The 23,277-nt window shown below is 67.6% G+C and carries 19 protein-coding genes; 11 read left to right on the top strand and 8 right to left on the bottom strand.

What is annotated here, in order from left to right; genetic code table 11:
• Positions 1-20: 20 nt before the first annotated feature.
• Positions 21-1,250: an exodeoxyribonuclease VII large subunit gene (xseA, locus tag QQ25_RS24090; protein ID WP_052236028.1), complete on the bottom strand. Its 1,230-nt coding sequence runs from the start codon at positions 1,248-1,250 to the stop codon at positions 21-23.
• Complete coding sequence (locus QQ25_RS24085) at positions 1,247-1,822, bottom strand: lipid droplet-associated protein (protein WP_039324045.1); 576 nt, start codon at positions 1,820-1,822, stop codon at positions 1,247-1,249. The genes xseA and QQ25_RS24085 overlap by 4 nt, the downstream gene beginning before the upstream one ends.
• Before the next feature lie 62 nt (positions 1,823-1,884).
• On the opposite strand from QQ25_RS24085, the gene QQ25_RS24080 reads away from it, so the two are divergent.
• Complete coding sequence (locus QQ25_RS24080) at positions 1,885-2,907, top strand: 4-hydroxy-3-methylbut-2-enyl diphosphate reductase (protein ID WP_039324043.1); 1,023 nt, start codon at positions 1,885-1,887, stop codon at positions 2,905-2,907.
• A 66-nt stretch (positions 2,908-2,973) separates the two neighbouring features.
• Here the strand turns inward: QQ25_RS24080 and QQ25_RS24075 are convergent, their stop codons facing one another.
• Complete coding sequence (locus QQ25_RS24075; RefSeq protein ID WP_039381471.1) at positions 2,974-4,143, bottom strand: DUF6542 domain-containing protein; 1,170 nt, start codon at positions 4,141-4,143, stop codon at positions 2,974-2,976.
• Between the two features lie 84 nt (positions 4,144-4,227).
• Here QQ25_RS24075 and ychF point away from each other — a divergent pair, with 84 nt between their 5' ends.
• Complete coding sequence (gene ychF / locus QQ25_RS24070; protein WP_039324039.1) at positions 4,228-5,301, top strand: redox-regulated ATPase YchF; 1,074 nt, start codon at positions 4,228-4,230, stop codon at positions 5,299-5,301.
• Here ychF and QQ25_RS24065 read toward each other — a convergent pair.
• Complete coding sequence (locus QQ25_RS24065) at positions 5,291-5,695, bottom strand: VOC family protein (protein WP_052236027.1); 405 nt, start codon at positions 5,693-5,695, stop codon at positions 5,291-5,293. The two genes, ychF and QQ25_RS24065, sit on opposite strands and share 11 nt — an antisense overlap.
• A gap of 307 nt (positions 5,696-6,002) precedes the next feature.
• Between QQ25_RS24065 and QQ25_RS30670 the strand changes: the two genes are divergently transcribed.
• The 4 genes from QQ25_RS30670 (at position 6,003) to QQ25_RS24050 (ending at position 7,370) form a co-directional block, all read left to right on the top strand.
• On the top strand, positions 6,003-6,146 hold the full coding sequence (locus QQ25_RS30670) for a hypothetical protein (protein ID WP_201774265.1): 144 nt from the start codon (positions 6,003-6,005) through the stop codon (positions 6,144-6,146).
• A 29-nt stretch (positions 6,147-6,175) separates the two neighbouring features.
• Entirely contained in the window at positions 6,176-6,517 is a 342-nt protein-coding gene (locus tag QQ25_RS24060) for a DUF1801 domain-containing protein (RefSeq protein WP_052236026.1), read from the top strand.
• Between the two features lie 45 nt (positions 6,518-6,562).
• Positions 6,563-6,961, top strand: coding sequence for a VOC family protein (locus tag QQ25_RS24055; RefSeq protein ID WP_039324036.1), 399 nt, complete (start codon positions 6,563-6,565; stop codon positions 6,959-6,961).
• Positions 6,962-7,037: 76 nt separating this feature from the next.
• The gene (locus QQ25_RS24050; RefSeq protein WP_039323901.1) at positions 7,038-7,370 is read left to right on the top strand and encodes a YciI family protein; all 333 of its coding nucleotides are present in this window, start codon (positions 7,038-7,040) and stop codon (positions 7,368-7,370) included.
• 208 nt (positions 7,371-7,578) lie between these two features.
• Here the strand turns inward: QQ25_RS24050 and QQ25_RS24045 are convergent, their stop codons facing one another.
• Positions 7,579-8,259, bottom strand: a complete 681-nt coding sequence (locus QQ25_RS24045; protein ID WP_082017675.1) for a guanylate cyclase — start codon at positions 8,257-8,259, stop codon at positions 7,579-7,581.
• A gap of 41 nt (positions 8,260-8,300) precedes the next feature.
• Between QQ25_RS24045 and QQ25_RS30665 the strand changes: the two genes are divergently transcribed.
• Positions 8,301-8,471 carry a hypothetical protein gene (locus QQ25_RS30665; protein WP_101906485.1) on the top strand — a complete coding sequence of 57 codons (171 nt, stop codon included), beginning with the start codon at positions 8,301-8,303 and terminating at the stop codon, positions 8,469-8,471.
• A gap of 3 nt (positions 8,472-8,474) precedes the next feature.
• On the opposite strand, the gene QQ25_RS24040 is transcribed toward QQ25_RS30665, so the two are convergent.
• On the bottom strand, positions 8,475-10,139 hold the full coding sequence (locus QQ25_RS24040; RefSeq protein ID WP_039381468.1) for an FAD-binding protein: 1,665 nt from the start codon (positions 10,137-10,139) through the stop codon (positions 8,475-8,477).
• A gap of 128 nt (positions 10,140-10,267) precedes the next feature.
• Here QQ25_RS24040 and QQ25_RS24035 point away from each other — a divergent pair, with 128 nt between their 5' ends.
• The 4 genes from QQ25_RS24035 to QQ25_RS24020 all read left to right on the top strand — a co-directional run bounded on the left by QQ25_RS24035 (position 10,268) and on the right by QQ25_RS24020 (position 19,483).
• Positions 10,268-13,039, top strand: a complete 2,772-nt coding sequence (locus tag QQ25_RS24035; protein ID WP_039323893.1) for a helix-turn-helix transcriptional regulator — start codon at positions 10,268-10,270, stop codon at positions 13,037-13,039.
• A 105-nt stretch (positions 13,040-13,144) separates the two neighbouring features.
• On the top strand, positions 13,145-13,777 hold the full coding sequence (locus QQ25_RS24030; RefSeq protein ID WP_052236025.1) for a sigma factor: 633 nt from the start codon (positions 13,145-13,147) through the stop codon (positions 13,775-13,777).
• The gene (locus tag QQ25_RS24025; RefSeq protein ID WP_234706184.1) at positions 13,774-16,602 is read left to right on the top strand and encodes a LuxR C-terminal-related transcriptional regulator; all 2,829 of its coding nucleotides are present in this window, start codon (positions 13,774-13,776) and stop codon (positions 16,600-16,602) included. The genes QQ25_RS24030 and QQ25_RS24025 overlap by 4 nt, the downstream gene beginning before the upstream one ends.
• Before the next feature lie 40 nt (positions 16,603-16,642).
• The gene (locus QQ25_RS24020) at positions 16,643-19,483 is read left to right on the top strand and encodes a helix-turn-helix transcriptional regulator (protein ID WP_039323887.1); all 2,841 of its coding nucleotides are present in this window, start codon (positions 16,643-16,645) and stop codon (positions 19,481-19,483) included.
• Here the strand turns inward: QQ25_RS24020 and QQ25_RS24015 are convergent.
• Positions 19,441-22,389 carry an aminotransferase gene (locus QQ25_RS24015; protein WP_039323884.1) on the bottom strand — a complete coding sequence of 983 codons (2,949 nt, stop codon included), beginning with the start codon at positions 22,387-22,389 and terminating at the stop codon, positions 19,441-19,443. The genes QQ25_RS24020 and QQ25_RS24015 overlap by 43 nt on opposite strands.
• Positions 22,386-23,258, bottom strand: a complete 873-nt coding sequence (locus QQ25_RS24010; RefSeq protein WP_039324487.1) for an alpha/beta fold hydrolase — start codon at positions 23,256-23,258, stop codon at positions 22,386-22,388. The genes QQ25_RS24015 and QQ25_RS24010 overlap by 4 nt, the downstream gene beginning before the upstream one ends.
• Positions 23,259-23,277: the final 19 nt, after the last annotated feature.

Raw genomic sequence — 23,277 nt, 5'->3', positions numbered from 1 at the left:
CTCACGGTCCTCACACCCCTCTACTCGCTGCCATCGCTGACAGCCGAGATCACTCCGTCGGACACCCGGACCCGCAATCGGGTGCCGTTCGGTGCGTCGGCCACCGTACGGAGAACTGTCGGCGCGCCGGATGCCGGGACCGCCTGGACCACCGCATACCCGCGCGCCAGTGTCGCCGCCGGGCCGAGCGAGGTCAGTCGCGCCGCCAGGTGTCCGACGGTGTCGGACTCCGCGGCGATCTTGCGGGTGATGTCCCGTTCGGCGGTGGCACGGGCCCGCGCGATCTCATCGGCCCGCGCGGTCAGCGCCGCCAGGGGCTGCGCCAATACCGGGCGGCTGCGCAACTGCTGCAGGTGGTGTTGCTCGCGGTGCACCCAGTTGCGGAGCGCACGGGCGCTGCGCCGATGCAGATCGTTGATCAGCGCCTGCTCGGCGGCCGCGTCGGGCACGATGCGCTTGGCCGCGTCGGTCGGGGTGGCTGCGCGCACGTCGGCGACGAGATCGGACAGGGGAGTGTCGGGTTCGTGGCCGATCGCGCTGACCACCGGGGTCCGGCATGCGGCGATCGCCCGGCACAGGGTCTCGTCGGAAAACGGCAGCAGGTCCTCGACGCTGCCGCCGCCCCGGGCCAGGACGATGACGTCGACCTCGGGCATGGCATCCAGGGCTGCAATAGCTTCCACGATCTGCGGCACCGCGTTGGGTCCCTGCACGATGGTGTTGCGGATCTCGAAACGCACCGCCGGCCAGCGGCTGCCGGCCACTGTGGTCACATCGCGCTCGGCGGCGGATGCGCGGCCCGTGATGAGCCCGATAGTGTTGGGCAGGAACGGGATTGGCCGCTTGAGCCGCGGATCGAACAGCCCTTCGGCCTCCAGCAGTCGACGCAGCCGCTCGATCCGGGCCAGCAGTTCACCGATGCCGACCGCGCGAATCTCGTTGACCCGCAAAGAGAATGTGCCGCGACCGGTGTAGAAATTCGGTTTGCCGCAGATGATCACCTGGGTGCCCTCGGTCAGCTTGACCGGGGCGTTGCGCACCAGGTCGCGCGGGCAGGTCAGCGTCAGCGACATGTCGGCAGCCGGATCCCGCAGCACCATGAACACGGTCTTGGAATCCGGGCGGACCTTGAGTTCGGTCAGCTGCCCCTCGACCCAGACCGTGCCGAGGCGGTCGATCCATTTGGCGACGCGGGTCGCCACGGCACGGACCGGCCAGGGGTTCTCCGGTGACTGACCCGGTTCGGTCACTTCGCGGTCGCGCGGGTGATCCTGTTGGCGAGCAGCGTGACGAACGGTGCACGGGCCCGGCCGGCTTCTTCATAGGCCAGCAGCGCCTCAAGGTCGGCCACCCGCAGGGAGGTCAACCGGGCGCGCAGCTGCGCAAGTGTCAGCGTGTCGTAGCCGAGCTCGGCGGCGATGTCCGGTGCGGCGCCTGCGGTGGTGGTACGTCCGGCCTTGCCGTTCGTCGGGCCGGCCCCCTCGGGTTCCCCGGTGCTGTACAGCGCGAACCGTCCCTCGGTGCGCCGCTCGCCGTCACCGGCGCCGGGCGCGGCGTCCTCACCGGCATCTGCCTCGAGATCTTCGTCGAACGTGGCCCATTCGGGCTGCTCGTCCTTGGGCGGAAACAGCTGCTCGAGTGTCTCGTCGCCCTTGACCACCAGCTCAGCCAAATTCTGCTGGACGTGCATGACGAGGTTGGCCGCCTGGCTGGCCATCGTCATGGGATAGGTCAGGATCGTCTGAGGCAACTTGCGGGTTTCTTCCAGGGCGGTCGCTGCCGCACCAACCAGCAGCCGGACCCCATACGGTGCAGTTCCCATGTGCACAGACTAGCCACAGCCACGGTTGGCTCCGTTGCGTTGTCGCCCCGTACCCTGGAGACATGCCGCCGACAATCAACATGGGTATCCCGGGTGCCACCAGCTCGGTGAGGTCAGGCGGTGGTTCGCAAGCTTCGGGCAAACGGGTCCTGCTGGCCGAGCCCCGCGGATATTGCGCCGGGGTGGACCGCGCCGTCGAGACCGTGGAGCGCGCCCTGGAGAAGCACGGCGCGCCGGTCTACGTGCGGCACGAGATCGTGCACAACAAGCACGTGGTGGAGACGCTGGCCAAGGCCGGCGCCGTCTTCGTCGACGAGACCGATGAGGTTCCCGAAGGGGCCATCGTGGTGTTCTCGGCGCACGGCGTCGCTCCGACCGTCCACGAGACCGCTGCCGAGCGCAGCCTGCAGGTCATCGACGCCACCTGCCCCCTGGTCACCAAGGTGCACAACGAGGCCAAGCGATTCGCCCGTGACGATTACGACATCCTGCTGATCGGTCACGAAGGCCACGAAGAGGTGGTCGGCACCGCCGGTGAGGCGCCCGACCACGTCCAGGTGGTCGACAATCCGGACGCGGTCGACAAGGTCACGGTGCGTGACCCGAACAAGGTGATCTGGCTTTCGCAGACGACGCTGAGCGTCGACGAGACCATGGAGACGGTGCGTCGGCTCCGCGACAAGTTCCCGACATTGCAGGATCCGCCGAGCGACGACATCTGCTACGCGACGCAGAACCGTCAGGTGGCGGTCAAGGCGATGGCTCCCGAATGCGAGCTGGTGATCGTGGTGGGCTCGCGCAACTCGTCGAACTCGGTGCGGCTGGTCGAAGTGGCGCTCGGCGCCGGCTCGCAGGCTTCACACCTGGTGGACTACGCCGAGGACATCGACCCGGCCTGGTTGGAGGGCGTCACCACAGTCGGCGTCACGTCCGGGGCATCGGTGCCGGAGGTGCTGGTCCGCGGTGTGCTCGAGCGGCTTGCAGACTACGGCTACGGCACCGTGCAGCCGGTGACCACGGCCAACGAGACGTTGGTGTTCGCGCTGCCGCGTGAGATCCGCCCGCCGCGCTCCCAGGTTTCCTGAGCAGACGCCAAACCCCCCTTTTCCATGGTGAAAAGGGGGGTTTGGCGTCTGCTCGTCAGTGGCTGCTCAGTCGTCGTAATCCCACGAGTGACGTCCCCTGGCGCCCGCACCCTTGGGTGAGCGGGGCTTGGTCCGGTGCTCCACGCGGTGGTCCTCATCGTCGGAGCCGCGGTAGCGCACCCGCGACACCGGATGGTGCGTAGAGCGGCCGGAGCCGGTCGGCGGGTCGAATGGTTCCTCGAACGGCTGATAGTCGTCGAATCGTCGGCGTGGCCGCTGTGGGCGCTCGCGTGGGGCCTCGAACGCACCTGTGTCGCGGCGCTCCGGCGGCGGCTGTTTACGCGGCTGGGTCCGCACCCGCCGGCGGGGCTCGCCGGTTCCGGGCTCGGCAGAACGTGGAGGCCTGGGGCGACGAGGCCGCTCGGGCATCGCGCCGTCGAGTTCGCTGCCGAGATCGGCGTCGGTGGCGCGGCCGGGGCGGGGCCGGTCGGCCGCGGTGCGCTTGGTCGGCCTGCGTTCGCCGCGGGGTCGCCCGGAGGCCGCTGCTGCGGCCGTGCCGGGCTCGGCGCCGGCCGGGCGTCGTCGGGGAGGCCGTTCGGAGGGGCGCCGCCGCGGCGGGGCGTCTGTCGCGCCTTCCGGCGCGGCCGTCCGACCCCTGCGGGTCGACGCCGTAGCGGGTTTGCGGAGAACCAGCCCGGAAAGTTTGGCTGTGACAGATGACACAATTCCCGCCACGGGCGATGCCTTGGCGGTTTTGGCCGCTCCGGAATCGGATGCCTCCGCCGAGTCGGTTCCGCGATGTGACGTCAGACCGACGTACCACCGGCCCAGTCCGATCAGCAGTACCGCCGCCGAGAGGAACAGCATCAGCGGGAAGCGTTCGATCAGGGGATAACCGCAGTTGATCGCCAGGTCCTTCACGCCTGCCAGCTGGCCACCGTGAAACAGGAAATAGGACCCGGGAACAGCGACGAAAAGGATGAGTGGGGGCTGGATCACCGCGGTGAACAGCCCGGCCTGCTGAACCAGCAGAACAGCCACGATGCAACCGAGGGAATAGCAGAACCCGAACACCGCGCTGAGCTCGCGACTACCCGAACCTGCGTCGAAAGCAAAGCCGATCGCGGTAGCCGTGACGGCGACCAACACAGCACCCCACCACGGCACACCGGCGAATCGCGGGTGTACAGAGCGATGGTCAGCCGGCACTGCCGGCTGTGCGCGCTGTCCTGACACACGTAGACCGTACCGGCTCTGTCTGGCCGCGTGCTGCCAGCTCGCGCTGGCGTGCCCGTCACACCGGCTTAGACTGTGGTCCCTGTGAGCCTGAACCTGGGAATCGTCGGTTTGCCCAACGTCGGAAAGTCGACTCTCTTCAACGCCCTGACGCGTAACGACGTGTTGGCGGCCAACTATCCGTTTGCGACCATCGAGCCCAACGAGGGCGTGGTTCCGCTGCCCGATCCCCGGCTCGACAAGCTCGCCGAGATCTTCGGCTCGGAGAAGACCGTGCCGGCGCCGGTGACCTTCGTCGACATCGCAGGCATCGTCAAAGGCGCCTCGGAGGGCGCAGGCCTTGGCAACAAGTTCCTCGCCAACATCCGCGAATGCGACGCCATCTGTCAGGTGGTGCGCGTGTTCGCCGACGACGACGTGGTCCACGTCGACGGCCGGGTGGACCCGCGCTCGGACATCGAGGTGATCGAGACCGAGCTGATCCTGGCCGACATGCAGACCCTGGAGAAGGCGGTGCCGCGCCTGGAGAAGGAAGCCCGCAACAACAAAGAACGCAAGCCGGTGCTGGAAGCGGCGGTCGCAGCGCAGGCGGTTTTCGATGACGGAAAAACGCTGTTCTCGACCGGCAAGGACTGGTCGGTGCTCCGCGAGCTGAACCTGATGACCACCAAGCCGTTCCTGTACGTGTTCAACGCCGATGAGTCGGTGCTGACTGATGAAGCCAAGCAGGCTGAGTTGCGGGAGCTGGTGGCCCCGGCCGACGCGGTGTTCCTGGACGCCAAGATCGAGTCGGAGCTGATCGAGCTCGACGACGAGTCGGCCGCCGAGCTGTTGGAGTCGATCGGGCAGAGCGAGCGCGGCCTGGACGCCTTGGCCCGGGCCGGTTTCCACACGTTGCGGTTGCAGACCTATCTGACGGCCGGGCCCAAGGAATCACGGGCCTGGACGATTCATCAGGGCGACACCGCGCCCAAGGCGGCCGGCGTGATCCACACCGACTTCGAGAAGGGCTTCATCAAAGCCGAGGTGGTGTCGTTCGACGACCTCGTCGAGGCCGGGTCGATGGCCGCGGCCAAGGCCGCGGGCAAGGTCCGGATGGAGGGCAAGGACTACGTCATGGCCGACGGGGACGTGGTGGAGTTCCGGTTCAACGTCTGACCGATTCCTGGTCAACCTCTGATGCGTGGTCCTCGAAGTATTGGACCAAGCAGAATTCGTGCCCTTCGGGATCGAGCATGACAACGACCACGCCCTCGTCGTAGTCGTTGCGGATGCCCGCCCACCGTCCGCCGAGGGCCTCGACCTGAACGAGACCCTCGGCGATGTCGTCGACTTGCACGTCCAGATGAATGCGTACCTTTGTGGCCTTCGGTTCGGGTACGCGCTGGAAGGTGAGGCGGGGAAACGGTCCCGAGCGCGAGCCCACAGTCGCCCAGTTGGGATCATCCCCATGCTCGCTCGACGCTGGAATACCGAGCAACGCGGCCCAGAAAGTCGACATCCGAATGGGATCGACGCAATCGATGGTTACTCCAGACCAGCGGTTTGGCATCGTTTCTCCCAGGCTTCACGGAACTCCGATTGAGCATCCCACCGCACCGACGTTTTGACTGGCAGTGATGGCTGACGTTGATCGGTGCCGGAATGCACTGGAGTTCCCTATGGAGGTGGGAACTGCGTGTTAACGTGCCTGGCGTGGCGGCGATGTCTGCCGCCACTTTCTGCGCTTCCAGGTGAACGATCACCTGAATCATTGCGGAGAGGCCTGAGCTGATCAGGACATGTCCGAATGGGGTGCTGCGCCTTCTGGCGCGCCAATTCCATTGTGCCGGTGGATCGATACCGGCAGGCGAAAGGACATGGCAGTGGTTGCCAAGGACGACAAGAACCTCAAGCAGGTCCTCGAGAGGATCGCGGGAATGGATGAGCCTGCGCGGGCTGTCATGCGACGCATGCACGACGTGATCGTCGCTGCCGCGCCGGAACTCAAGCCGCGCATCTAAGGGCCGCAGAGCGGAGTACATTGACGGCTGTGAGTGAGGATTGGCGCGTCGATCGGGTCGATGAGATCCGGTCGTTGATCAAACAAGCCGAACCTGACGTCGTCGAGGAGATCAAGTGGCGCAAGCCATCGAACCCCGATGGCGTGCCGGCGTTCTCACTGGACGGCCTGATCTGCACGCTGGAGATGTACAAGGGCAAGGTCAAGGTGAATTTCGCCAAAGGCTCGTCGGTGAAGGATCCAGACCATTTGTTCAACGCGAGTCTCGAGGCGCCGGTCGGGCGTTCCATTGACCTGCGCGAAGACGACGAGTTGGACGCGGACGCGTTCAAAGCACTGATTCAAGAGGCTGTCAGGGTCAACCGCAGTTGATGCGCTGACGCGAAGATGTCGGTGCCCGTGTCTAGCGTGTGCGGGATGAAGCTTGTTTCGATCCGGCTCATCACCGCCGACGTGAAGCGCCTCGTCTCGTTCTACGAGGTGGTCACCGCCGCCGACGCTGTCTGGGCCAACGAACTTTTCGCGGAGATTCCCACGCCCGCAGGCACGTTGGCGATCGGTAGCGAGAAGACAGTTCCGCTTTTCGGCGTTGGGGCGGCCGAGGCCGCAGCCAATCGGAGCGCGATCGTCGAGTTCATCGTCGACGACGTGGACGCAGACTATGAGCGGCTCAGGGGCCGATTGCATGACGTCGTCACGGAGCCGACAACGATGCCGTGGGGCAATCGGGCGCTGTTGTTCCGCGATCCCGACGGAAACCTCGTCAACCTGTTCACGCCGGTCACCGACCAGGCACGCGCCAAGTTCGGGGTCTAGCGGTCCGCCGATCGCGCGCAGCGGCCCAGGAAGGCACGGCAGGCCGCACAACGTGGTGCGCCACTATGGTTCGGCTATGGGCAGATTCCTCGCGATCTTCAACGGCGCGGCAGGTGAAGCGGACAAAGCCTCAATCACAGCGCAACAGCAGTCGGAGTTCATGAGCGCTTGGGCCTCATGGGCGCAGTCACACCAGAGCGCGATTGTCGACGCCGGCGCTCCGCTGAACGCCAAGAAGTCGGTGACAGCGCAGGGCACCGAAGACTTCACCGACAGCATGACGGCGTACATGATCGTGGAAGCGGACTCACATGACGAGGCGGTGAAGATCTTCGCCGAACATCCGCAACTCCGGCTGTTCCCCGGCAACTCGATCGCGGTTCTCGAATGCCCGCCCCCGCCCAGTTAGACGGAGTCGTGCCTCGAAGGCATTTGCACGGCTGAACGATCGAGGGAAGCACTACACCGAGGATTGCTGCTCAATACTGACATGTTCTGATCCGGGACATCGCTGACAGGTGTATGTCTCGGGACATCGCTGACACCTGAGGGTGGCTATGGGCCAGATTGGTTCATGGCTCAGAAGGTGACGGCGTCAGAGACCGACGGGCTGCCCCCTAGTCGACGATCACTGAGATCTCGTCGCCCAACCGGTAACCGGTGGCCAGCGGCAGCTCGTCACCGCTCCAGAACGAGCCCGGATCGAACCAGTTGTAGTGCTTCTCGGTGCTCAGCAGGCCCATCTCCTCATAGGTGATGGCCACGGTTTCAGCACAGTAGGCGGTCTCGAGCCCGACCTGACGGGTGCGCGCCTTTTTGCGCTCGGTCGACTGGCGAACCTTGCTGTGCACAAAGGGAATTCCGCGGGTGAAATCGCCGACGCCTGGTATGCGCCCGCGAAGCCAGCGGCCGGTGAGCCGCGCGGTGGTGGGGAAGGCCGTGCCGTCCATCCGGGCGATCACCTTGAGGAGGTTGTCCTCCTGCTCGCGGGACGCGAACGGGGTGAGCTGACGGATCCAGCAGCGCTGCCCGTAGCTGTGCGCCCAGCGTTCGACGGCCTGGCGGGCATCGTTGAGCTGCACGCCGCGGTGGTTGGTGGCGGTCCACATGTCGAGCAGCTTGTCGCCGAGCTCGGCGTGCCAGATCAGCGGTGGCAGATCGTCGATCGCCACGGTCATCCCGACATGGTTGACGGGACTGTTGGTCAGCGTCTGGATCGCCCGATCCGGTCCGGAGCCGCCGCGAAACAGCCAGATGTCACCGGTACGGGTCTCCTCCAGCGCCTTGGTCAACGACACCGTGTTCGCTTTCACCACCGAAGCTTAGGCACACTCTGAGCATGCGCAGTATCTGGAAGTGGGTCGGGCTGGCCGGTGTCGCCGGTGTAGTCGCGGGTGGCGTGATGGTGGCGCGTGATCAACGCCGTCGCAACGCCTACACCCCGCAGGACATCCGGGAACGGCTGCACCAACGGTTGGCCGAGGCCGAGCACGGCGAACCGAAGCGCTGACTCCTACTGCATCAACTCGGCAATGTCGGTGGGTATCGGTGCGACCGGCTCGCGGCGCACGCCGTGGTGCGGTGACCACACCAGGTTCACCCGCAGCGCCGGGTCGAGATCGGGGTAGTCGGAACGGATGTGGCAGCCCCGGGTCTCACGTCGTTCCAGCGCACACTCGAGCGTGGCGCGGGCGGAAAGCACTGCGGACCGGAGGTCGAAGGCGTGCGCCAGGTCCAGGAAGCCGCTGATGTCGGTGTGCACACCCACGTCGGCGATGCGCGCCTCGATCTCCCCGAGCGCTGCCAATCCGGAGAGCAGGCCGGTCTCGTCTCGGACCACTCCGGCGTGCTCGGTCATCAGGTTGCGCACCGCACGCTGCAACCCGCGGATGTTCTCACCGCCATCGGCGGCCAGCAGTCGGTCGACTTGCGCCTCAGCTTCACGGACCGCCGCCAGTGAGCGACGCTGGGCGGTGAGCCGCGCCGAGTAGTCGGCTGCGGCTTGCCCGGTCAGCCGGCCGTAGACCATCACCGCGATCAAGGAGTTTCCGTCCAGCAGCCCCGCGCCGTGCAATCCGGTGGTGGCTTCGCCGGTGACGAACAGCCCGTCGACCTCGGTGCCGTGGTCCTGGGGCCGGACCGCGACCCCGCCCAATGAGTAGTGCGCGGTCGGGGCCACCTCGATCGGGTCCCGGGTGACGTCGCGCCCCTGGAGCTCCAACACGGTCTGGTACACCTGCGGCAGTCGGGTCATGACCTTCTCGGCAGGCAGATGCGACAGGTCCAGCCAGACCCCGCCGGTCCGGGTACCGCGACCCGCCGTGATCTCGGCGTAGGACGCCATCGCGGCCCGGTCCCGACTGGTGCGCTCCATGTGTTCGGGGTCGTATCGGGTCATGAACCGTTCGCCGACGGTGTTCAGTAGTAAACCGCCCTCTTCGCACACCGAATCGCTGATCAGTGTCCCTGCCGCGTTTTCGGGACCGAGTAAGCCGAATGGCCGGAACTGCACGAGTTCGGCGTCTCGCAATCCGGCGCCCGCCTCGGCGGCGAGGCGGAACGAGTCGCCGGTGTTCTCGTCCCGGCGGGCCGATGTCCGGCGCCAGATCCGGGTGTGGCCACCTGTCGCCAGGACCACCGCGTCGGCATGCACGAGATACCGTGCGCCGTCGACGAGATCGAAGCCGTAGGCGCCGAAGACCGCTCCGTCGTTCACCAGGATCTGAGTCACATAAACCGTCGGGAGGATCGGGATCCCGAGCCGGACCGCGTGTTCACGCAGGACGCGTTGCACTTCGCCGGCGTCGGCCTTGCGCCGGTATGGATGGGTCCCGGTGGCCCGTCCTGCGTCGTGACGCTCGAAGCGCATGCCGAAGCGCTCCAGGTCGTGGATGCCTTGGGCGGCGCCCTGGGCGACCCGCTGCACGGTGCGTGGATCGGCCAGCAGGCGGCTTTCCAGCAGGGTGTCGGCCGCGTGCTGTTCCCAGCCGTTGCCGGTGTCCAGCGCCGCGTTGATCCCGCTGAGGGTCAGACCGGTGTGATCGTCATCCGGTGTGTGCTTGCTCACTGCCGTGACCGCCACGCCGGCCTCGGCGAGTTCGATGGCCACTCGCAACCCGGCACCCCCGACCCCCACCACCAGGACAGACGTGGCGAGCTGATGTTCGCGGGGTGACATGGAATCTCCTGGGGCAGACGACCGGTTATAAGTACCGACCGGGCGGCGTCACGGTTTGTGACAATCCCGGTAGATTTCTCGCCAGCCGTGCACATCCGTGCCGCCCAGCCCTGCCAGGAGCCGTACGCATGAGTGCCAGCCCGTTGCCCAACCTGGTTGGCAGGCAACGCGAGTGCACGCAGTTGACCGACCTGCTCAGCGGGCTGCGCCGGGGTGAATCGGCGGTAGCGGTGATCCGGGGCGAGGCCGGCATCGGGAAATCGGTGTTGTTGGAGTTCGTGGCGGCCCAGGCCTCGGGGATGACCGTGACCACCGCCCGCGGGATCGAGGCGGACATGGAACTCGCCTATGCCGGCCTGCACCAACTGTGCGCACCGTTCCTCGGCACGGTCGATGCGCTGCCCGAGCCGCAGCGGGATGCGCTGCGGGTCGCCTTCGGGTTGGCCGCCGGTGATCCGCCGGATCGGTTCCTGGTCGGCCTGGCGGTTCTGACCCTGCTCACCCGGGCCTCAGAGACAAAGCCCGTACTGGTCATCGTCGACGACGCCCAGTGGCTGGATCAGGTGTCCGTGCTGACGTTGGAGTTCGTGGCGCGCCGGCTGTTGGCCGAGGCCGTCGCGATGGTCTACTCCGTGCGCGATCCAGAGGGCCAGGCGGTCCTCAAGAACCTGCCTGAACTGCGGCTGGGAGGTCTCGAGCCGGCAGCGGCCGGTGAACTGCTGGAGGCCGCGGTGGAGGGGCGGCTCGAGGAGCGCGTACGCGATCGGCTGGTCGCCGAGACCTCCGGCAATCCGCTCGCGCTGCTGGAGCTCTACCGCGGCCGCAGTGCCGCTGAGCTCGCCTACGGCGTGGAGGCGGGGAGTGCGACGGCCCGCGAATCGGTGTCGAGTCGCATAGAACAGGGCTTCGCCGACCGGATCCAGATGCTGCCGGCGCCGACCCGAACGCTGCTTTTGATCGCGGCGGCAGAGCCGATCGGGGAGGCCCGGCTGTTGGTGCGCGCGGCCGAGGCGATGGACATCGCGCCCGATGCCGCGCCCGCCAAGGCGGCCGGTCTGATCGAATTCGGCGAGTCCGTCCGGTTCCGCCACCCGCTGGTGCGCTCGGCGGTGTACCGGCAGGCCGATCCCGAGGAGCGCCGGGCAGTCCACCGGGCCCTGGCGGCCGTCACCGACCCGGTTCTCGATCCGGACCGCTGCGCCTGGCACGCGGCGGAGGCCGCCGATGGGCCCGACGAGGAGGTCGCGGCGGGCTTGGACCACGCGGCGGGCCGGGCGCGGCAGCGCGGTGGGATGGCGGCCGAGGCGGTCCTGCTGGAGCGCGCCACCGAGCTGACCCCGGACCTCTGGCAGCGCGGGCGCCGGGCGCTGGCGGCGGCCGAAGCACATTTCTCGGCCGCCTCCCCGGATCGCGCGACCGAGTTGGCCACCCTGGCCAGCTTGTGTCCGCTCGACCCGTTGGACCAGGCCCGGCTGGCACGTCTGCGGGCCCGAATCCTGTTCGGCCGCAGTCGCAGTGACGAAGCGGCTCCATTGCTGCTCGACGCCGCCGCGCAATTCACGGCCGCCGGGTCGCCACTGGCCCGCGAGACCTATCTGGAGGCGATCAGCGCGACAGTCTTCGCCGGCCGGGTCCACGGAGCCGCCGGCGCCAAGGCCGCGGCGGTCGCCGCCCGGGCTTCCGGCGCTCCGCCGTCGAACTCCGAGGCCGCCGACCTGCTGTTGGACGGCGTCGCCACCCTGCTGGCCGACGGCTATGAGACCGGTGTGCCGGCATTGCGCCGGGCCTTCGAACCGTTCGCGCAGGAGGACCTGCACAGCCGTGAGGCGACGATGCGATGGCTGCTGCTCGTGCCGGTCGCGCTGGAATCGTTCATCCACTACGGGTGGGATCTGCCCGCGTGGGACACCTTCGCCACCCGGGCGGTGAGGCTCGCCCGTGACATCGGTGCGCTCGGGGCGTTGCCGCCGGCGCTGATCTACCTGGGTGGCGTCTACATCCACCATGGCGACTTCGCCACGGCCGCCCGCATGATCGACGAGGCCGACGCGATCTCCACCGCGACCGGACAAACCCCACACGCCTACGCCTCGCTGGTGCTGGCCGCGTGGCGCGGTGAGGAGGATGCCGCTGCCGGCCCGATCGCGGAGGCCAAAGCCCGTGCTGCCCAACACGGCGAGGTCTCGCTCCTGGGGGTCACCGGCTATGTCCAGGGAGTGCTGTACAACGGCCTGGCGCGGTACGACGAGGCACTCGCGGTGGCCCGGGCGGGCATCGAGCACGACGGCTACAACTTCACCGGGCTGTCGTTGGTCGAGCATGTCGAGGCCGCGGTTCGGTGTGGCGAGCTCGGGGCGGCCCAGACATCGCTCGATCGTCTGGTTGAACTGACGCGCGCGGCCGGTTCCGGCTGGGCACGTGGCGTCAGCGCGCGCAGCCGAGCCCTGCTCGCCGACGATGACGAGGCGGACGCGCTGTACCGCACGGCCATCGAGGAACTTGCCCGCGACCGCGTGGTCGTCGAGGTGGCACGCACCCACCTGCTCTACGGCGAGTGGTTGCGCCGGAACCGTCGGCGGGCACTGGCGCGGGAACACCTCCGCACCGCACACGAGATGTTCGATGGCATGGGAGCCACGGCGTTCGCCGAACGGGCGCGGCGCGAACTGCTGGCCACCGGTGAGCACGTGCGAAGCCGGGAAGCCGGGCCGACGACCAGCCTGACCCCGCAGGAGGCGCAGATCGCCGCGTTGGCCGCCGCCGGAATGACCAACCCGAAGATCGGCGCGGAGCTCTTCCTCAGCCCACACACCGTGGAATGGCACCTGCGCAAGGTGTACACGAAGCTCGGCATCAGCTCCCGCCGCGAGCTGCCGGGTGCCCTGGCACCTTCGGGCTAGCCCCGCTACGTAGCCGGCCCGCGTAGTCCCGTGGTGCACAGCCCACGGACTCGACCACGCAGTTCCGTGGCGCGACGGAGGCCCCGTGGCATCCAGGGTGGAGGTATGTCGACACCGGATGAACTGGGCCTGGCTCTCGACACCTTTCTCACCCATCGCACGCGGCTGTTCGGTATCGCCTACGGAGTTACCGGAGAGACCTGTGGCGCCGAAGACCTGGTCCAGGAGGCCTGGCTGCGGTGGCAGCGCACGGACCGCGCGATCGTGGAGAACCCGGCCGCATTTCTGACCACCACCACGACGAACCTCGCGATCAACGTCATCCAGTCGGCCCGGCACCGCTACGAAGCACCGACCGCGTCGCCATTGGACTACCTGGTCGACACCGGCGCCGACGAGCCCGTGTCGCGGACCGAACAGACCGCTCTGGTCGAGGAGCTGCTGGCGCTGCTGATGGCCAGGTTGACGCCAGGGGAGCTGGGCGCCTACGTGCTGCGCAGAGGGTTCGACTATGCGTATGTGGACATCGCCGCGTTGCTGCGAACCAGTGTCGCCAACGCGCGGCAACTGGTTCGCCGGGCCCAGACCCGCCTCGACACCGGTGAGCGCGTCTCAGCAGTCCGGATTGCCGCGCACCGCCGTGTTGCCACCGCGTTCCTGCAGGCCGCGCGCACCGGTGATCGGCGGGATCTGGAGCACATCCTCGCCGGCGGCTACGCCGCCTCCCGAGCCGCATGAGTCCCGATACCTCAGGCCGGTTGGCCTGGACCGTCCAGACGCCTCGTGTCGAGGAGATGGCGCGACTCGACGGAACGCGGGGACGGCTTGTCGGCCGGCGATGGGAGCGCACGGCCCTCGACGACATGGTCACGGCGGTGGCGGGCGGTCGCAGTGCAGCACTGGTCCTGCGGGGAGAAGCCGGCATCGGCAAGACCGCGTTGCTCGACTACGTGGGCGACCACGCGCCCGCATGCCAGGTGGTGCGCGTCGCGGGGATCGAGGCGGAGGCAGAGCTGGCTTTCGGCGGGTTGAACCGGCTGTGCGAGCCCTTCCGGAAACATTTCGACCGGCTACCTGTCCCACAGCGGTCGGCGCTCGAAACGGCGTTCGGGCTCAGCGCGGGCACTCCCGCGGACCGGTTCCTCGTCGGACTGGCAGTCCTGAGCCTGTTGGCGGAAGCGGCGGCGCGGCAGCCCGTGGTGTGTTTGATCGACGATGCGCAATGGTTGGACCGGATTTCCGCTCAGACCTTGTCGTTTGTCGGTCGCCGGCTGCTGGCCGAGCGGGTGGTGCTGCTCTTCGCAGTACGCGAGCCCGTAGTGGGCGATGCCCTGGCGGATCTACCCGCGCTGCGGATCGAGGGCCTGAGCGATCACGACGCCCGGACTCTGCTGGCACGGGGCTGCCCGGGCCGCGTCGACGACCGGGTGCTCGATCGTATTCTGGCCGAATCCCGGGGGAATCCACTTGCGCTCCTGGAACTTCCACGTGAGGTGACGGCTGCGCAGGTGGCCGTGTGGACCGACCGGATCGACGACCAACCGCTGGCCGGCCAGATCGAGAAGGGTTTCTTGCGTCGCCTTCGTTCGTTGTCACCGGGGGCCCAGCTTCTGGTGCTGCTCGCCGCGGCTGATCCGGTGGGAGATGCTGCGTTGTTGCGCCGCGCGGCCGTGGAGTTGAACATCGACACCGTCGCCGCCGGCTCCGAAGCTCAGGCGGGCGAGCTACTCACCATCGGCACGATGGTCCGGTTCCGGCATCCGCTGGTGCGCTCGGCGGTATACAAATCGGCGACGACACTGCAGCGCCGGCAGGTGCACCGGGCGTTGGCTGAGGCGACGGACCCCGAACACGACCCCGATCGACGTGCGTGGCACTTGGCAAGTGCGGCAGGTCAGCCCGATGAAGGTGTGGCCGCAGGCCTCGAGCTGGCGGCTGCCCGCGCCCGCGCACGCGGTGGTGCTGCCGCGGCGGCCGCATTTCTCGACCGTTCCGCCGAACTCACGCCTGATCCGCGTCGTCGTGGCTCCCGGTCGCTGGCAGCAGCGCAGGCCAAGAGCGAGGCAGGCGAGTTCGGTGAGGCTCTCGAACTTCTCGACGACCTCGCGGCGCTGCCGTTGACCAAGCGTGAGCATGCCCTCGCCGAACTCGTGCGTGGGCGAAGTCTCTTCTCGTTCCGGAGCGCGAGCGCGGGTCTGCCCTCACTCCTCGGCGCGGCCAAACAGCTTGAGCCACTTGACTCGGCGTTGGCAACCGAGACCTATCGTGATGCCCTCTACGCCGCCCTCACCGCCGGCAGATTGCCTGACGAGGTCGGGGTGGAGCAGGTGGCGGCTGCGATCCTCGCGATGCGGCGGCCCGCGGACCCGGCTTGCTCAGATCTGCTCCTGGAAGGCGTTTCCCGGATCACGGTTGCGGGTTACGCGCAGGGGGCGCCGCTGGTTCACCGTGCCCTCGCGGCCTATCGAACAGGAGGGTTCTCCCCAGCGGATGGGTTGGGCTGGCTGCCCTTGGCGTGCCGATTGGCGCACAACACTTGGGAATTCGACGCCTGGTCCACGCTGTCGGCCAGGTTGGTCGAGCTTGCTGTGGACGCCGGCGCACTTGCCGTCCTGCCGTCGGCGCTGCTGCTGCGGTTGTCGAACCGCGTTTATGCGGGCGACCTGGCCGCGTCCGACGCGCTGGTCGCTCAGGCCGCAACGTTGGGCGAGGTCACCGGAAGCAGTTTCTTCGCGCACTACGGCGCCATGGTCGTCGAACCGTGGCGAGGCGACGAGACGCGCACGATGCAAGCGATCGATCTGATCACCTCCGACCCGTTGTTGCGCGGCGAGGGCAAGGCACTGACGGCGACGGAGTGGGCAGCCGCGGTACTGTACAACGGACTCGGCCGGTATGACGAGGCGCTCCTGGCTGCTCGGCGTGGATCGGCATATCCACGGGAGCTTGGACTGTCGACATGGTCGATGGTCGAATTGGTCGAGGCGGCAGCACGATCGGGGGTGCCGGCCGAGGCGACCGAGGCGGTGCGACATATCGAGAACATGGCTGCGGTGAGCGGGACCGACTGGGCGCGCGGCACGGCGGCCTACGTCGGCGCGCTGGTGGCTGACGGTCCCGTCGCCGAACAACGCTATCGGGAGGCGATCGAGTTCCTTGAGCGTACGGACGTCCGAATGCTCACCGCACGAGCCTATTTGGTGTACGGCGAGTGGCTGCGGAGCGAACAGCGACGGGACGAAGCCCGGCAACGCCTCCGCCAGGCATACGCCCTGCTGAGCGACTTGGGCGCCGACGGGTTCGCTGAGCGGGCCCGCCGAGAACTCGCCGCCGCAGGGGCAGCGACGTCGGCCAGGGCAACGGGCCGGCGGGCGGTCGACGCCGCGTCGCTCACCGCGCAGGAGATGCAGATCGCCCGGCTCGCCGCCGACGGACTGACCAATTCGGAGATCGGCGCGCAACTGTTCATCAGCGCTCACACCGTCGAGTGGCACCTGCGAAAAGTGTTCGGCAAGTTGGGTATCCGTTCCCGTCGGCATATCGCGTCGAAGCTGGGGAACTAGAGGCTGTCACAGAATCGGCTGCCGCGCGGTCGATATGTGTATGTGGCGGAGAACTTTTCACGATGCCGGTGCGCGCGTGCTGATCGGACGCGATACCGAATGCCGGGTTCTGGAGGATCTGGTCACGGGAGTGCGAAGCGGGGGCAGGGTTCTGGTGATGCGCGGGGAGGTCGGTGTCGGGAAGACCGAGTTGCTGAACCATCTTCTCGAGCGGGTCGGGCACTACCGGTCGGTACGGGTGACCGGAGTGCCATTCGACATGGATCTCGACTTCGCCGGCCTACAGCAGTTGTGCCGACCGCTGCTCGGCCACCTCGCCGAACTGCCGACTGCCCAACGCGACGCACTGGTGGTGATTCTGGGACTGGGATCCGGTGCGCCGCCGACCGAAAAATTGGTGCACTCAGCCGTTTTGAATTTGCTGACCGCTGCCTGCCGCGATGAGCCGCTGGTCTGGGTCGTCGATGACGCACATTGGCTGGACCCCGTGACGCTGGCGGTTCTGGCTGCTGTGGCGAGGCGATTGACCACCGAACGGGCCGGGTTGGTGTTCGCGACTCGTGACCTCGGGGCAGACGTGTTGAGCGGATTGCCCGAACGCATGATCGGCCCGTTGTCGGATGAGCACGCGCGAGTCCTGCTGGGCACGGTGATGATGACCCGTCTCGACCCGCGCGTCAGCGATCGGATCATCGCCGAGACCCACGGTAATCCGCTTGCTTTGGTTTCACTTCCGCGTGATCGTGCCGCCGCAGAACTTGCCGGGGCGCTGCGCCCCGGCGACACCCCTTCGGGGGCCAAAAGAATCGAACTCGACTATGTCGAGTTGATCCGCGCGCTTCCCGGATCGACTCGGCAGCTGCTCCTCGCCGCTGCGGCCGAGCCGGTCGGCGATGCCGCTGTGTTGGGTCGCGTCGCGGACAGCCTGGGAATCACTGCCGACGTGCTGGCGCCCGCGGTAGCCGCCCGAGTGGTCGAAATAGACTCCGATGTGCGGTTTCTGCACCCCCTCGCGCGGTCGGCCGCTTACCACGCTGCCGCCCCGTCCGTACGCCGCGAGATGCACCGTGTACTGGCCGAAGTCACCGATGTCGAGATCGATCCGGACCGCCGGATCTGGCATATCGCCAACGCCGCGACGTGGCCCGACGATGAGGTGGCAGCGCAACTGGAAGTCGCTGCCGGTCATGCGTACGCGAGGAACGGTGTGGCGGTTGCCGCAACATTTCTCGAGCGGGCCGCGGTCCTGACATCGGTTCCGGAACTTCGCTGTGACCGCGCGCTGGCCGCAGCGCGGGCCAAGCTCGATGCCGGCGCCTTTTCCGATGCCGACGAGTTGCTCGCCATGGCGGGCCTCGCAACGATGACCGGCCTGCAGCGGGCGCGAGCCGCGCGGTTGTCCGCGCAGATGGAGTTCGCCAAGCGGCGCAGCGGCGACGGCAGGGCGGCTTCGTTGAGTGAGATCGCATCCCGGATGAGTGATGCTGCAGTCGAATTCGAGCACTTCGACGCTGAGGTGAGCCTTGAGACGCATCTTGAAGCTCTCGCTGCGGCGATGTACGCAGGCCGGCTCGGAGATATCCCGGACGTGGCGCGGACGGCCGAGACCGCGCGGTGCGGTATCGAAAGCCTATCCACCGGTTCTGGGCCGGTGGTCACCGTGTTGCGGGGCATGACGGCTCAGATCATCGGTGTTCCGTATGCCGGGGAGGGATTGCCGGCGGCGGTGGAGGAGCTGGGTGCGCATCGTCGTGATGCCGATTCCCAGGCGTCGCGGTGGATGGTGCCCGCGCTGCCTCTCATCCAGCAGTCCACGGCCTATGAACTATGGGATGACAGGTTGGTGCACCGGCTCTCCACGGCGGCAGTGCGACGAGTCCGGGCGTCCGACGCGTTGGCACTGCTTCCGGAGACCCTGGCCTACCGGGCCGTCGTGCACATGTTGGCCGGCGAGCTCGTTGCCGCCGAAGACCTTCTGACGGAGGCTGATTCGACCTCCCTGTCGACCCGCTACTACTCACCGCTGCGCTATCACTCGCTTGCGCTGGATGCGTGGAAGGGTGATCCGGACCATCTCGATGCGCTCAAGGCTGGTGCCGAGACGGCATCTGCCTCTGGGGAAGGCCGGGTGCTGGGTCTGGCCCGATATGCGACCGCTGTGCTCTGCAATGGTCTGGGCCGCTATGAGGAGGCGTTCGCCGCGGCCCGGCAGGCTGCCGAGTATGAGGACCTCGGACTGTACGGATGGTATCTGGTCGAACTGATCGAGGCGGCGACCCGCATCGGCAACATCGACGCTGCGCAGGAGGCCTGCGGGCGCCTCACCGAGCGTATATCGGTTCGCGACACGGATTGGGCCCTAGGGACTTTGGCGAGCGCACGGGCTCTGGTGGCCGGCGATGGAGACGCCGAGGCTCACTACCGTGAGGCGATCGACCGGTTGGGACGTACCCGCATCAGGGTCCACCTGGCCCGGGCCCATCTGCGCTACGGGGAATGGCTGCGCCGTCGGAAGCGCCGGTCGGCGGCCAAGGAGCAGCTCACCATCGCGCACGACATGTTCTGTGCCTTTGGTGCCCGGGCTTTCGCCGATCGTGCCGGGCGCGAGTTGATCGCGAAGGGGGAGCGGGCGGGCCGACAGCCGGTTGCCGGCGGCGATGTTCTGACGGCTCAGGAGGCACAGATCGCGCGGCTCGCAGCAGCCGGACTGACCAACGCTGCGATCGGAGAGCAGCTGTTCATCAGCACCCACACCGTCGAGTGGCACCTGCGGAAAGTGTTCGTCAAGCTCTCGGTTACCTCTCGTCGGCAACTTCGGGGCATGTCGGACAGCCTCGCTCACCAGCCTTCGGTAAGTACCCGCTCCAGGGTGTCGGCGTAGAAATCGGCCGCTTCGATGTCGATGCACAATGGCGGCTTGGTTTTCAGGATGTTCTGGTGGTCGCCGGTCGGCTGGATGATCACTCCGAGTTCGAGCATCCGGTCACAGATGAGGGCCGTTTCCTCGGTGGCCGGCTCGAGAGTGTCGGGATCGCGGATCATCTCGACACCCAGATACAGGCCGGCACCATGAACGGTGCCGATGATCGGGTGGCGCGCAGCCAGCTCCTCAAGCCGTGACTTCAGGTGGGCGCCCACGCGGGCCGCGTTGGCCTGCAGCCCTTCGTCGTTCAACACATCGAGCACCGTCATCCCGATCGTGCACGACAGGGGACTGCCGCCGGTGGAGGAGAAGAAGTAACCCTGGCTGCGGAACGCCTCGGCCACCTCGCGGGTGGTGACCACCGCGCCCAAGGGGTAGCCGTTTCCGACCGATTTCGCCATCGACACGATGTCGGGGACCACGCCCTGCTGCTGGAAACCCCAAAACCACTCACCGAGGCGGCCGTAGCCGACCTGCACTTCATCCGCGACCGCGTATCCGCCCGCCCTGCGCACCGCCGCGTAGACCTGCGGCAGGTATCCGTCGGGTAGGGCCATGCCGCCGGCGTTGCCGTAGACCGTCTCGCAGATGAACGCCGCCGGAGCCCGCCCGTCCGCGATCAAAGCCTCGATCTGTTCCACCGCGTCCGCGGCATAGCGGCTCACCTCGCTGCCGCGGTACTTGCCGCGGAAGCTGTTCGGCGATTCGACGGTGTGCACCCAATCCGGCCGGGTGGTGAGCGCATTCGGGTTATCCGCGGTGGAGGTCGACACGGCGTCGGTGCCGTACGTCCAGCCGTGATACGCCTCCCGCATCGCCACGACGTCGGGCCGGCCCGCTGCCGCGATCGCCAACCGCAGCGCCAGGTCGCTGGCCTCGGATCCGGAGTTGACCAGAAACACCGTGTCGAGCGGATCCGGCAGTAGCCCGGCGAGGCGTTCGCTGAATTCGACGACGGAGGCGTAGTTGAACCGCGAGTTGGTGTTCAGCTTGCGGAGCTGACGGGCCGCGGCCGCCGCGACGCGGGGGTGCGCATGCCCCAACACCGTGACGTTGTTGACCATGTCCAGGTAGCAGCGCCCGCTGGTGGACATCAGGAAGTGCCGCCAGCCCCGTTCGATGCGCGGGGGCCGCCGGTAGTAGTGCTCCTGGACGGGCGCGAACGTCCGGTCCCGCCGGGCCATCAGATCGGCCTCTGCCTGCTCGGTTTCGAGCGGAGCGAGCCCCAGCAGCGGCCGCGGATCACGCACGCAGGTCAGCCAGCCCGGCGCCAGGCCGGGCGTGGCCAGTTCAGGGGCGTGAGGGGCACCCACGGGGCGCAGGGTGACGTGGGTCCAACGGCCAGGCTCGGCCGTGCCCAGAACGTCGCCCGGAGCGCCCGAGACGTGTGGAACATGTCTGATCCCGGTGAGGGTCAGCTCGTACTCGGCACCGCGGAATGTCACTGAATCCGCCGAACGGTCGATGACCTCACCGGCGAACGGCGCGGCCAACTCCAGCCGGTCCGCCGGCCACACACCGACCCCGGTCGAGACCACCGCCGGCTCGTCCTGGCTCAATGCCGGAGCCCGCGAGATCCGAGCTTGCCCGAACCGGGTGACCACCAAGTCCGCGCCCTCGCCGACCGCGGCCCTGGCCAACTCGTCCTCGACGTCGGCTTTCAGCCAGCCGCCGGGAACGAACGCGTCGTCCAGGGCATCAGACGTCGCGCTGAGGTCCAGCGTCACCACTGCCCCGGGCGCAGCGATCATCGGCCGGTCGACGTGCACCGGCGTGGGAGGCGCGGCCAGCCCGAGGTCCGCCTTGATCAGGGCGGTCATCACCTCGATCGGCACCGAGGTGGCGCGCTCGAACATCTGCCACTCTCCGTCGGCCTGTTCGGTGAGGTAGTCGTTGTCCGGATCGAATCCGGCCTGATGTGCACCGCTGACGATCAGGACCGCGGTACGCAGAACCAGCAACGGCCACAACGCTTCTGCCTCGGCAACGCTGAGCGGCCGGATGGCGTGGAAGGCGCGGATGCCCGGCAGCACGGCGCTGGGCTCGCCGCCCGGATGTTGCAGTACGCAGGACAGCGTGATGGCCAGTTCACTGACCGCCCAGCTGTCGGCGAGATCGCCGAAGTCGATGATCCCGTCGGGATGCACCACACCGCCACTGTCATGGGACACAACGACATTCGCGTCGGTGAGGTCCATGTGCACGGCCTGTACGGGCAACGTCTCTGCCAGCGGCTCGATGTGTGCCCAGGCCTCATCGGCGGCGGCCTGCAGACGGGCGCGCGCCTCGTCGTCGTCGACGTGGGAAACCAGCCTGCGCACCACATCGGCCCCGTAGCGCAGGTCCCACTGCAGGACGCGGTCCAGCCCGGGATGGCTGAAGCCGGCCAACGCCCGGCTGACGCGGCCGGCCAACGCGCCGAGCTCGCCGACCGTGGCCGGCGGCAGATACCCGGTTTCGATGAGCGTTCCGCCGGGCAGGTGCCGCAGCAGCCGGACATGGGCGGTGCCGTCGGACGGTCCCAGACCGGTTACCGCAGTGAGCTTCTCGCCGTTCCGGTTGGCCAACGACTGTGCCACCCGCAGATCCGGCTCGGCCGTTGCGATCAGCTCTGCGGCCAGCTCCTGGGCGGTCAGTTCGGTCTCGTTGAACGCCGGGTTGGCGATCTTCAGCACCCCGGCGATGCCGGCGTCAGCGCTGACGAGGAAGTTCTTGTCCTGTTGACTGCCAAGCGATTTGACGTTCCCGTGCAGATCGAAGTGGGCGGCCAGGATGTCGCGGGCCTGCGTATCGGTGATCTGCGGGGCGGGCAGTTCGGGTTCGCGCAGGAAATTGAAGCCAACAGTGTCACGCGCGGCGTTCACCGTGCGACGAACTCCACGACGACCTGGGAGAACGCGTCGTTGTCGTCACCGGCGGCGGTGTGCCCCGCATCGGACAACTCGACGAACTCGGCGGCGGGAACCTTGTCCAAGAAGTCCTGCACACCTTCGGGGCTGACTACGTCGGACAGCTTGCCGCGGATCAGCAGGATCGGGACGGTCAGGTTCATCGCGGCTTGTTCGAGCTTCTCCACCCGCACGAACGGGTCATCCTCGGGTTTGGTGAGGAAGGCCGGATCCCAGTGCCAATACCAGCGTCCGTCGCGCAGCCGCAGATTCTTCTTCAGACCCTCGGGGCTGCGGGGCTTGGTGCGGTAGGGCAGATAGGCCGCGACGGCCTCGGCGGCCTCTTCGAGGGAGTCGAAACCGTCGACGTTGGTGAACATGAAGTCGCGGATGCGGGCACTCCCGCTCTTCTCGAACCGCGGGACCACATCGACCAGCACCAGCTTGGTGACCAGTTCCGGGCCGGCCTCGTGCGCGGCCAGGATGCCGGTGAGCCCGCCCATGCTGGCGCCGATCAGCACCACCGGGCGTCCGATTTGGTACAGCACGTGCTGCACATCCGCGGAAAGCGCTTCCACCGAGTAGTTCGCGCTCGGTGAGCGGTCGCTGTCGCCGTGACCTCGGGCATCGAGCGCAATCACATGCAAACCACCATCGGCGAGGATCTGCCCGGTGTTCTTCCAGGAGAACCGGTTCTGCCCGCCGCCGTGCAGCAGCAGGACAGTGGGCCGGTCAGCGGCGGACGGGGCGCCCCGGTTCCACTCGTCGCCGACCAGGTTCAGGTCATCGACCCCGCGGAACGTGACAGTACGCGATTCGCTGTGCTCGGTTTTCCCGGTGTTCACGGACTTTCCTCTCGGCAGG

The organism is Mycolicibacterium setense, assembly GCF_000805385.1.
In the GTDB taxonomy this organism is placed as follows: Bacteria; Actinomycetota; Actinomycetes; order Mycobacteriales; family Mycobacteriaceae; genus Mycobacterium; species Mycobacterium setense.
This window is presented reverse-complemented; position numbering and strand designations above follow the sequence as displayed.